Genomic DNA, 12,168 nt, shown 5'->3' on the forward strand with positions numbered 1-12,168 from the left:
TAATTCCATCCTCATTGCCGGCATGATATATTAATTACATCTTCCATTGCCCTGCGCTCATCATCTGACATATCTCTTCCCTGCATCCTGCGGAAGAATTCTGCAAACAGTTCATCCAAAGATACATTCACATCATCATACTCTTCCACGTACTCCCTGTTCGTCCTTGAATTGTCCACACTCACAGATAACAGATTCGGAAATATATCAATAAGAGTCTGACGTGCATTATAAACCTCATTCTCATCAGTCAGCACAACACTGACGTAGTCATTCGTATTCTTATCGGAATATTGCCTTACTATCTCATCAAACTTTCCCTTTATCAGTCTTACATCATGCAGCGCATCAAGCTTAAGCTCCGTTATCTCAGCCGGTTTGCCCTTCTCTTTCATATCTACCATAAGAAGTGCCTTATTATCTTCACGTTCACTTACTGAATACTTAAGCATTGTTCCGCAATACCTTACATAATCATATCCGACCTTCTGTCCTCTGTGTATATGGCCAAGCGCAGCATAGTCAAAATCCTTAACGGCACTGACATCAACATTATCAATTCCGCCTACACTTATAGTCTCAGAATCAGTTCTTGACGGCTGCGTCTGTCCATTAGTATAGAATTGATGTGACACGATAACATTACGTTCTGAATAGTCAATATTCTCCCTTGCTATAACTGCATGAACTGCACTGTCATAAGAACTGCAGCAATCCCCAACTGCGTCTGTAGAAGCCCCAACTGCATTCTCGTCTGCAAATACGCCCTTGACATAACCCGGCTTAATAAATGGCATCAGCCAGAAAGTGACTTCCCCATATTCATCCTTAAGCACCACACTCTTAAGATGGTCCCCACTGTTGCGCGGAGGCATTCCTGCCACGTGGATGTTGGATTTTGTGAAGATTCTGCTGCCATAGTTAAGCCTCTCTGCCGAATCATGATTGCCGCTTATAAGCATAACTGTAGTGCCCGTATCCGCAAGATTAACAATAAAATCATCAAACACTGTAACCGCTTCGGCTGACGGAAGTGACTTATCATATACATCACCTGCAATTATAACTGCATCGGGGCTGTACTCACGTACATACTCCACAACGCGTGTAAGTACATGCCTCTGGTCATCAAGCAGACTTCTCTCATGAAGCTGCTTGCCGATATGAAGGTCCGACATATGAAAAAATCTCATAACTATAACTCCCTGCATTCCTCAAGATTATCCGATATCTTAACAAGCACGCTATGCAGCGCATTAAGTTCATCATCGGACAGTCCCTTGCAAATCACATTATCAAGCTTCTTAAGTCCTTCGCGTGCCTTGGCTGCTTCAATCTTTCCCTGTTCCGTAAGACATATAAGGAATGACCTTCTGCACTCCGGGTCACGTTCCCTTACAAGGAATCCTGCTTCCTCCAGCCTGTCAAGGCTTCTTGATACCGTAGCCACATCCATATAACAAATATCCGCAAGTGTCTTCTGTGTTATATGGTCTTTGGTCAGAAGCGTATCAAGAATTCTTGCCTGCCCCTGTCCGAATGTAAGCCCAAGTGCCGCAAGATAAGGCATCATAAGGTTCTTACGATCTCTCTCTATTCTTAAAAGTTCAACCCTTATCTCATTCTTCTTCATTACTGTTCTCCGTTCCCGCACAAATATGCGCTATTATATACACGCCTCAGATTGTCACGGCTCTGGCATACCTCTTCTATTCAAGTTCGAACTGCCCGGTATATAACTTATAATATCTTCCCTTTTGTTCAAGCAGCTCCTCATGACTGCCGCGCTCTATTATCTCACCATGCTCAAGTACCATTATAGCCTTAGAATTACGTACCGTTGAAAGCCTGTGTGCAATTACAAATACGGTTCTTCCATCCATAATTGCATCCATGCCCTTCTCAATAAGCTTCTCTGTTCTGGTATCGATTGAACTTGTCGCTTCATCAAGAATAAGCACCGGAGGTCTTGATATTGCTGCCCTTGCTATTGCAAGCAGCTGCCTCTGTCCCTGCGACAGGTTCGCACCATCACTGTGAAGCACAGTATCATATCCGTTAGGAAGCCTCTTTATAAATGAATGCGCGTTGGCAACAAGTGCCGCATTCCTAACATCCCCGTCTGTTGCATCAAGTCTTCCGTAACGTATATTATCAGCAATCGTTCCGGTAAACAGATGCGTATCCTGAATAACCATAGACAGCGATCGTCTCAGGTCATCCTTACGGATATCCTTTATGTCTATTCCGTCATATGTTATCGTACCGCTGTTAATCTCATAAAAACGATTGATAAGGTTAATTATTGTCGTCTTGCCTGCACCTGTCGAACCGACAAATGCAATCTTCTGTCCGGGCTTTGCATACAGGCTGATGCCGTTCAGAATCACTTTATCTTCATTATATCCGAATACCACATCCGAGAACCTTACATCACCCTTAAGCGGCACAAGCTTATATTCCTTACCTCCGTCTGTATTATCCTCCACAGGCACCTTCCACGCAAAGTTCTGTGTGAACTCCTCACATTCTGCCGGCTCTCCATCAGGATTATTCCTTACATTGCATAATGTAACCGGTCCCTCATCAATCTCTGCCGGCTCATCCATCATATCAAATATACGCTCCGCACCCGAAAGTGCCGCAAGCAGGAAGTTGACCTGCTGTGTAAACTGGTTCATAGGCATGGCACTCTGTCTTACATACACAAGGTACGAAGCAAGTGTACCTATATCCGTAAGTCCGGCAATTACAAAGAGACCTCCTACACATGCTGAAACAGCATAGTTAAAATATGACAGCGAAACAATCCCGGGTACTGTCATTCCCGAATACGCCAGTGCCTTGGTTGCCGACTCCCTGAATGCTTCATTCCTTCTGCAGAATTCTTCATAATCCTGCCTCTCATGATTAAATACCTTCTCAACCTTCTGTCCTGCCACTATCTCCTCAACAAAGCCGTTAATACTTCCCAGACATTCCTGCTGTCTTGAAAAATACTTTTTACTTCTCCTGCCATTATACCACATGAAAGTAATCATACAAATAAGGAAGAATACAACTATAAGTGACAGCCGCCAGTTAAGCACAAATATCATGGTAAGTGTTCCGGCAACCGTGATAAAACTCTGAATCATCATTGCAAAGCTGCTATTCAGAGCTTCGCTTATTGTATCAACATCATTGGTAAAACGGCTCATCATCTCACCATGCGTGTGCGCATCAAAATATGCAAGCGGAAGCTTCTGGACATGACTGAACAGATCACTTCTTATCTCTCTTACTACCTGCTGCGAAATATGAACCATAAGCTGGTTATACGCAAAACATGAAAATGCTCCCACAAGATACATACATCCCATAAACACCAGTGCCTTAATCAGACCTCTGATATCACCGGGTATTATATACTTATTAATGACCGGCTTAAGCATATATGTTCCTACTATTCCTGCAAGCGCACTTATTGCTACAAGCACTGCTACAAGGAGCATCTGCCACTTATGATGTCCAAGATATTCAAGCACATGCTTAAGAGCTTTCTTCGTATCCTTAGGTCTGCTGAAATTAACTGCTCTCGCCATTACAGATTCGCCCCCTCCTGCTGAGAATAATATATATCCTGATAGATTGCATTAGATGCAAGAAGACTCTCATGTGTACCACTTGCCACAAGCCTTCCGTCATCAAGTATAAATATCCGGTCTGCATCCATCACAGATGTAATTCTCTGTGCAATTATAATCTTCGTCGTATCCGGAAGGCTCTTTGCAAGTCCTTCCCTTATCTTACCTTCAGTTGCCGTGTCCACCGCACTCGTCGAATCATCAAGTATCAGTACCTTAGGCTCTTTCAGAATAGCTCTGGCAATACAGAGTCTCTGCTTCTGTCCGCCGGACACATTGACACCGCCCTGCCCCATCTCAGTGTCATATCCATTCTCAAGTCTTCCGATAAATTCATCAACACACGCAAGCCTGCATGCTTCATCTATCTGCTCATCCGTGGCATTCTCATTGCCCCACTTAAGATTATCCTTAACAGTCCCGGAAAAGAGTGTATTCTTCTGAAGAACCATGGCAATCGAATCACGGAGACCCTCAAGCGGATATTCCCACACCGGATGTCCGTCTACATATACCGTACCTTCCACAGCCTCATAAAGTCTTGGAATCAGCTGTACGAGCGTACTCTTGGCAGCTCCCGTCTGACCGATTATTCCGATTGTCTGCCCGGCTTCTATATGAAGCGATATATCTGTAAGAACATTCTCAGCTGCATCCTTATTATACTTGAATGAAACATGGTCAAATACTATGTCTCCATGCCGTACCTCAATATCTCCGGCACGTTCCTCTCCAATATCAATCTGCTCATCCATAACTTCACTTATACGCTTCCACGAACCCATTGCTCTCGTAACCATAAGAAATGCATTAGAGAACATCATAAGTGAATTAAGTACCTGAAGTACGTAGCTCAAAAATCCGGTAAGCTCACCAACCTTCATTCCGCCAACCGTAAGCAGATTGCCGCCAAACCACAGGATTGCGAGAATTGTTGAATACATTATGAACTGCATTGCCGGCATATTAAGTGTAGCCGTCCTGAATGCGCTCTCAGACGCTGTCTGCAGATTATCATTAACTTCATCAAACTTCTCTTTCTCATAGTCACCCCTGACATATGACTTAACTACCCTTACCGCAGTAAGATTCTCCTGAATAATCCTGTTAACCTTATCAATTGCTCCCTGCATAACCGTATACATCGGTCGTACATGGCTTATTATAATAAAGAGAATGACTGCAAGCACCGGTGCTGCCACAAGGAACACAAGCGCCAGCCTGGCATTGATAAGAAAGCTTGCCGTCATCGCCGTAATCATCATCACCGGCGAACGGAAGCCCGGCCGCATTCCTCCTGCAAGTGCGTTCTGTATAGTTGTAACATCACTTGTAAGCCTTGTCACAAGTGATGCACTGCTAAAGTGATCCGTATTGGCGAATGAGAACTGCTGCAGCCTGGCAAACTCAGCCTTACGAAGCTCCGCCCCCACTCCCTGGCTGCACTTTGCCGAATATATTGAAGACCCGATTCCGAGTCCGAGCGCAATCAGCGCAAATAAGAGCATCTGGGCGCCCTTCATCAAAATATAATGTGTATCCGCATTAGCTACTCCGACATCCACAATCGAAGCCATAACAAGAGGAATCACAAGTTCAAACACGGTTTCCGAAAGTATGCAGAATATCGCAAGAAATGCTTCCTTCTTATACGGTCTGACATAAGACAGAAATTCCTTCATGGAATATCCTCCTTTCAAATTGCATATGTAATTATTGCATGTGCAACTATTGTATTCTCATCAATCAGTTTTGTCAACACAAAAGCAGCCCGGAAAGACCTTAATTGTCTTTCCGGGCTGCGCACGTCCAATTATTATATTTATTTATGCCTGATTAGAATTCAAAAAGCATATCTGCATATGTAGGAATCGGCCAGATATCCTTATCGACGATTGTCTCAAGCTTGTCTACAGGTGCTCTGAGTGCTGTCATTGCCGGCATTACATCATCATGGTAGCTGTGTGCCGAACACTTTGGACACTCCTGTGATGCTGCCTTCTGTCTTGCATCCTTAAGTGCTGCTACTGCCTTCTTTGCCTCAGCAAGAAGAGCCGATGTCTCCTTAAGTGTGTCTGTCTCATATGATACATCTGCATCCTCACATGCTGCCTGAATCTCATTAACAGAAGCGGCAAGGTTAGTTGCGTAAGCCATAACAGCAGGAAGAATCTCTGTCTGAGCCATATCAATCATTGTCTGAGCCTCAATGTTGATAACCTTTGCATATGTCTCATAGAGTACTTCTTCTCTAAGCTTAAGCTCTGTCTCGTTCATGATACCAAACTTGCCAAACAGCTCGATTGCCTTGTCAGTTGTAAGAGTCTCCGTTGCATCAACCATAGACTTGATGTTAGGAAGTCCTCTCTTCTCAGCTTCAGCTACCCACTCATCTGAGTATCCGTTGCCATTGAAGATTACTCTCTGGTGCTCTGTAAGATACTTTCTTGTAACCGCATCAATTGCAGCAGCCTTATCAGAAGCTGCCTCAATCTCATCTGCCGCATCACTGAAAGCTTCTGCAACGATTGCATTAAGAGTTGTATTAGGTGCTGATATAGAATCATTAGAACCAACCATACGGAACTCGAACTTATTACCTGTAAATGCAAACGGTGATGTTCTGTTACGGTCTGTAGCATCCTTCTTCATAGGAGTAACTGTGCTGATTCCGAGATCCAACCTGCTGCCCTCGATAACTGAATCAACCTTACCCTTCTCGATAATCTGCTTAACAATATCCTCAAGCTGGTCACCAAGGAAGATAGAGATGATAGCCGGAGGTGCCTCCTGAGCACCAAGTCTGTGGTCATTACCTACATCTGATGCTGACTGACGAAGCAGATCTGCGTGAGTATCAACACCCTTAACGATACATGCAAGAGTAAGAAGGAAAAGCTTGTTCTCTGCAGGATTATCGCCCGGATCAAGAAGGTTAACACCTGTATCTGTAGCAAGTGACCAGTTGTTATGCTTACCTGAACCGTTAACGCCTGCAAACGGCTTCTCATGAAGCAGACATGCAAGGCCATGACGCTCAGCTACCTTCTTAACAATCTCCATAACTGCAAGGTTGTTATCAACTGCTATATTAGCCTCTGAATATATAGGTGCAAGTTCATGCTGTCCCGGAGCAACTTCGTTATGCTGTGTTGTTACAGTAATACCAAGCTTCCAGCACTCAGTATTAAGATCCTTCATGAACTCGCCAACCTTCTCAGGAATAACACCAAAGTACTGGTCATCAAGTTCCTGTCCCTTACAAGGAGCAGCACCGAAAAGTGTACGTCCTGTAAATACAAGATCCTTTCTTGCAAGATACTTATCTCTGTCAATTACGAAATATTCCTGCTCAGGTCCTACAGATGCTCCAACCTTAGTTGCCTCTGTCTCAGGATCTACAAGCTTAACAATTCTCATTGCTTCCTTGCTGACTGCTTCAATTGAACGGAGAAGCGGAGCCTTCTTGTCAAGTGTGATGCCTGTGTAAGAACAGAATACAGCAGGTATACAGAGAACTGCGCCAATCTTGCCTGTCTTGATATAAACAGGTGATGTCACATCCCAGAATGTATAACCTCTTGCAGCGCATGTATCTCTTGTTCCGCCTGAAGGGAATGATGATGCATCAGGTTCCTGCATAATGAGTGCCTTGCCTGAAAGCTGTGTAATCATGTTGCCTGATTCATCAGGGTTAGTAACAAATGCATCATGCTTCTCTGCCGCAAGACTTACGATAAGTGGCTGGAATATATGGGTGTAATGTGTTGCACCCTTTTCTTCTGCCCAATCCTTCATTGCCTTTGCAATGACATCTGCATCACCCATGCTGAGTTCCTGAAGACCTGCCATTGTCTTCTTAAGATTCTTGTAAACCTTCTTTGGGAGACGTTCCTGCATAACCTTGTCGCTGAACACGTTCTCACCGAAAATGTCAGAAATTGTGTACTTCTCTTCCATGTGTCATATCTTCCTTTCACGATTTGATTTTAAGAAGCCGGTCATAAAAAAAGGCGCCCCTTAAAAAAAGGAACGCCGTTGTCCTGCTCAGTCAAACTACATTAAATTACCGGCCGCTTAGCCTGTAATTAAAATAACTCATATCTTTGCAAATTGCAAGTGTTTTTTAAAATTTTCTTAAAAAACTTAACTTAAAAACGCTTATCATACAAAGAATCAGCTATTCCGGCGTCATGTTGCTGATGTTGTGTCATTGCAAGCCTAATTATCAGAAGTCTGTTTATCAGTCCTGCTTCCGACATATATACCCTGAACTATGATTCTTCTCGCGCCGTCACCGGTACATGTTGAGAATGTTACAACCTGCGTTGCTGACGACACATCAACTCCCGTGTCATATAAAGAATACGACTTCACTGTGGAAGCATATTCCTGAAGCTGTGATGCCGTACCGAAATTACACGTATACACATATCCTTCCGGATCATTCTCAAAAGCATCAAATATCCTGTACTCGCGAATCTCATCACCGGTATATATGTAGAATACATCATTGCCCTGCTGCCTGTAGAATGATTCATTCTTATAGTAAGCAAGCTTGGCAAACATGCTGCCATTCTTCATATTATGACCGTATATTATAACGTTAGAGCCACCCAGTCCTTTGTCTACCCTGGAATCAATGAACAGTGCTCCTGCCGCGTTATAAACTTTGTTAAATGTATGATTGAGATAATATTCATTATCTGTTCCCTGCACTACCGGTAATCTCAGGTCAATTGACGGTATATAAAGATATCCCTGACCTTCGGAATTAATATTCAGAAGTGCCTGATGATCATACACAAACGGAAGATTCTCCTCCTCATCCGAAGAAGTATCCGTTCCGTCACCTGTCGGCTTATCGACAGGTGTAAGCACCGAACTGCTTATATTCTCATATATGTCCGTGCCTTTTTTATATTCCATGAAAATGTGGATAAGCATTCCTGCCGCCACAAGGAATACCACTACCGCAGCACCAAGCACTATGTACCTGATGATGTCATAGGTCTTTGAATTCTGTTTCATAAATATAATATCCTGCCCGTTATCTGTATGCTTCACGCCTTATAATCAGGCCTTATTAACAGAGCCAAAGAGTTCCATCTTCTCCTTAACAGTTGCTCTGATTGCCTCACAGCCCGGAGCAAGAAGCTTACGTGGGTCAAATCCCTTGCCCTCAAGGTCTTTGCCTTCCTCAATATACTTACGTGTAGCTGCTGCAAATGCAAGCTGGCACTCTGTATTAACATTAATCTTTGCAACTCCAAGTGAGATTGCCTTCTTAATCATATCTTCAGGAATTCCCGTACCACCGTGAAGTACAAGTGGCATATCTCCCGTCTTCTCCTTGATTGCTGCAAGTGTGTCAAAGCTTAAGCCTGCCCAGTTAGCCGGATACTTACCGTGGATATTACCGATACCCGCTGCAAGCATTGTAACTCCGAGGTCTGCAATTCTCTTACACTCATCAGGATCTGCGCACTCGCCCATACCGATAACGCCATCCTCTTCACCACCGATAGCACCTACCTCAGCCTCAAGCGAAAGACCCTTCCCGGCACATACTTCAACAAGCTCCCTTGTCTTGTCTACATTCTCATCTATAGGATAGTGTGAGCCATCGAACATGATTGATGAAAATCCTGCTTCAATACACTTATAGCATCCGTCATATGTTCCATGATCAAGATGAAGTGCTACAGGAACCGTAATATTAAGACATTCAATCATTCCGTTAACCATATTGGCTACAGTCTTGAATCCTGTCATATACTTGCCTGCGCCCTCAGACACACCAAGAATTACAGGTGAATTCATCTCCTGCGCAGTAAGAAGGATTGTCTTAGTCCATTCAAGATTATTAATATTGAACTGACCTACTGCATACTTTCCATCTCTTGCTTTCTCCAACATCTCTTTAGCTGAAACTAACATAAACTCCTCCATTCTCCGCCTCAGGGCGGTCAGCGCTCTAAAGTATCTTAATTATACCCCAAACGGCATAAAATTGAAAGTAATAAGTTCAAAAACGAGAAAATTTATGATACAATATTCTCAGTTGTTTGCTAATATATTTTTAAATAGAAAGAAAGGTTTGGAATATTCAATGCAATATATGCCATTTTTGAATTTTCTTCTGTCATTTGCGGGACTTATACTGGCTTTTGCCGGCATTGTAAGGCTTATTTCAATAAAGAAAGAATTTGCGATGTATTTTGACATGCGCGACCGGATTCCCGAAGATACGCTTGCACAGAAGAAACGTAAGACCGTTATCAGCTGGATTCTTGTTGCTGCCGGTATTATCTGCTTTGTCGTATCATATATTACAGGATAAAAGGCAAAAAAATCGCCCATTCACATGGGCGATCAAAAAGGGAGGAGAGCTATTTATAGCTCAATTATGAAAAATGATATTATCTTGTAAGCAATTTTTATTATGATGCTATTATATTTTTCAAAAGTGAAGAAACAATGTTTTTAATGTTAATTGTTGTTGAATTAAATATGAACAAACTATGAACATTGGTAATTAATTACAGGGGGTACTATTTTGAGCGAAACAATCACTTACAAATGTCCCGGATGCGGTACCGTCATGGTATTTGATCCGGACACACAGATGCTGGCATGCCCGTCATGTCAGGAATCATGTACGGTAAATGAGTATCTGGCAAAGTACGGTAATCCGCAGGCAGGCAATCCGCAGGCAGGCAGTTATGATAATTCCGGCAGTTCTGATGATTCCGGTGACCAGCCTGAGATGAAGGTCTATCATTGCACAAGCTGTGGTGCCGAGCTTGTATCAGACGAGTACACTTCCGCGACAATATGCGGTTTCTGCGGCAATCCGACTCTGGTTGCCGACAGACTTGAGGGGGAATTCAAGCCAAAGCTTATTATTCCGTTTAAACTTGACAAAGATACTGCTGTCGAAAAGTTCAGGGCATGGACACGCAAAGGACCTCTCACACCCGGAACGCTCCGCTCCGACAGCATGATTGATAAACTGACGGGCATATATGTTCCTTTCTGGTGCTATGATGTCCATTCTACCGACTCTATGCACGGAACAGGTCTCATAGTATCACGCGAAGACCACGCAGATTATTATTACACCGTAACACAGTACTATGATGTGGCACGTGAGGTATCCGCACGTTTTGAGAAGATTCCTGCCGATGCCTCTGAGAAGATGAATGATGACGATATGGATAAGCTGGAACCATTTAATTACAGCGAGCTCCGTAAGTTCGAGATGCCGTATCTGTCAGGATATCTTTCAGAAAGATATAACTATACTGCTGAAGAGATGTTTGACCGCATATATAAGCGTACCAACAGATACATCAAGGAAGCTGCCGATAAGACACTTACCGGATACTCCTCAGTAACAAGCCGTACCGACACGCCTAATTCACGCATAACTGCCAGATATTATGCGCTTCTTCCTGTATGGATGCTTAACTACCGCTATAATGGCAAGGATTACACATTTCTCATGAACGGTCAGACCGGTAAGATTGTTGCAGACCGTCCCGTAAGTACAGGACGCAGCGTTGCTGCATTTATGATTACCTTTGTCGTAACACTTATCATTGCGATGATTGGAGGTGTTGTATTATGGTAAAGACTATCAGACATATAACAGCCCGTATTACCGCATTGCTTGTGATGGCACTTTTTTTCTGCATGATGTGCGGATTCGACAGTACGGGACAGAAAGTCTACGATGATGCCGGTCTTCTGACATCAGACCAGATAAACAGGCTTGAAGCTCTGTGTGTCAGCAAAGCTGAAACATCACAGATTGACCTCATAATAGTAACAACCGATTCAACCAAAGGCAGATCTTCAATGCGTTATGCAGAGGATTTTTACATGGCGCATGATTTCGGATACGATAAGCTTCACGGTGACGGCGCACTGATGCTTATCAATATGGAAGAACGTGAGGTATGGATATCTACATCAGGCAAGGCAATCCGCTATCTGTCTGACACACGTATTGACAACATCGTCACTGCCGTGACTTCTAAGCTTTCTTCCGGCAATTATTATGACGGATGCGTCGCATTTATTAATAAGACATCTGACTACATGACTTATCTTCCTACATCGTCCGATGCCGGGGGCAGCGGTATGACTACAACCGTAGGCGAAGCTGCATCACTCAGTGAAAAGCTTCTTTATGCAATGCCTGTCAAATTGGGAATTGCAGCCGCTGCCGCAGTGCTTGTTGTATGTATTCTGCGCATGAAGAATAAATCACGAATGACTGTTGACAGCACAAGCTACATGCATGATAATCAGTATGATGTTAACCGTCGTGTTGATACATATCTGCGTACATCAAGAGTACGTCACGAGAAGCCGAAGCCTTCCGAAAGCAGCGGAGGTTCGTCAGGAGGCTCTTCCCACAGCGGAAGCGGCGGACATACCTTCGGTGGCGGCGGTGGCAGGTTCTAGTATCCTGTATTCTGACATCATATTATTGGATTAAATATTAAGCGGCGCTCAGCGTCCGCAGAATGGA

Annotated in this window: 10 protein-coding genes; 3 read left to right on the forward strand and 7 right to left on the reverse strand. The window is 43.6% G+C overall.

Translation table 11 applies throughout. The features are described from left to right. Positions 1-11: 11 nt before the first annotated feature. The 7 genes from NQ488_13405 to fba form a co-directional block, all read right to left on the reverse strand. Positions 12-1,193 carry an exonuclease SbcCD subunit D gene (locus tag NQ488_13405; protein ID UWN95523.1) on the reverse strand — a complete coding sequence of 394 codons (1,182 nt, stop codon included), beginning with the start codon at positions 1,191-1,193 and terminating at the stop codon, positions 12-14. 2 nt (positions 1,194-1,195) lie between these two features. After that, on the reverse strand, positions 1,196-1,633 hold the full coding sequence (locus tag NQ488_13410; GenBank protein ID UWN95524.1) for a MarR family transcriptional regulator: 438 nt from the start codon (positions 1,631-1,633) through the stop codon (positions 1,196-1,198). 76 nt (positions 1,634-1,709) lie between these two features. Beyond that, positions 1,710-3,584 carry an ABC transporter ATP-binding protein/permease gene (locus NQ488_13415; protein ID UWN95525.1) on the reverse strand — a complete coding sequence of 625 codons (1,875 nt, stop codon included), beginning with the start codon at positions 3,582-3,584 and terminating at the stop codon, positions 1,710-1,712. After that, positions 3,584-5,308 (reverse strand): ABC transporter ATP-binding protein/permease, encoded by a 1,725-nt coding sequence (locus NQ488_13420; protein UWN95526.1) that lies wholly within the window; start codon positions 5,306-5,308, stop codon positions 3,584-3,586. The genes NQ488_13415 and NQ488_13420 overlap by 1 nt, the downstream gene beginning before the upstream one ends. A gap of 154 nt (positions 5,309-5,462) precedes the next feature. Beyond that, positions 5,463-7,586: a glutamine synthetase III gene (locus NQ488_13425; protein ID UWN95527.1), complete on the reverse strand. Its 2,124-nt coding sequence runs from the start codon at positions 7,584-7,586 to the stop codon at positions 5,463-5,465. A 261-nt stretch (positions 7,587-7,847) separates the two neighbouring features. Then, positions 7,848-8,657: a class B sortase gene (locus tag NQ488_13430; GenBank protein UWN95528.1), complete on the reverse strand. Its 810-nt coding sequence runs from the start codon at positions 8,655-8,657 to the stop codon at positions 7,848-7,850. A 45-nt stretch (positions 8,658-8,702) separates the two neighbouring features. Next, the gene (gene fba / locus NQ488_13435; protein UWN95529.1) at positions 8,703-9,566 is read right to left on the reverse strand and encodes a class II fructose-1,6-bisphosphate aldolase; all 864 of its coding nucleotides are present in this window, start codon (positions 9,564-9,566) and stop codon (positions 8,703-8,705) included. A 181-nt stretch (positions 9,567-9,747) separates the two neighbouring features. On the opposite strand from fba, the gene NQ488_13440 reads away from it, so the two are divergent. The 3 genes from NQ488_13440 (at position 9,748) to NQ488_13450 (ending at position 12,101) form a co-directional block, all read left to right on the forward strand. Next, positions 9,748-9,969 carry a hypothetical protein gene (locus NQ488_13440; GenBank protein ID UWN95530.1) on the forward strand — a complete coding sequence of 74 codons (222 nt, stop codon included), beginning with the start codon at positions 9,748-9,750 and terminating at the stop codon, positions 9,967-9,969. A gap of 216 nt (positions 9,970-10,185) precedes the next feature. Next, positions 10,186-11,262, forward strand: coding sequence for a hypothetical protein (locus tag NQ488_13445; protein ID UWN95531.1), 1,077 nt, complete (start codon positions 10,186-10,188; stop codon positions 11,260-11,262). After that, a complete protein-coding gene (locus tag NQ488_13450; protein UWN95532.1) occupies positions 11,256-12,101 on the forward strand; it encodes a TPM domain-containing protein in 846 nt (281 codons plus the stop codon). Before NQ488_13445 ends, NQ488_13450 begins: the two co-directional genes overlap by 7 nt. The last annotated feature ends 67 nt before the right edge of the window (positions 12,102-12,168 follow it).

Source organism: [Bacteroides] pectinophilus (assembly GCA_025146925.1).
Lineage (GTDB): Bacteria > Bacillota > Clostridia > Lachnospirales > Lachnospiraceae > Bacteroides_F > Bacteroides_F pectinophilus.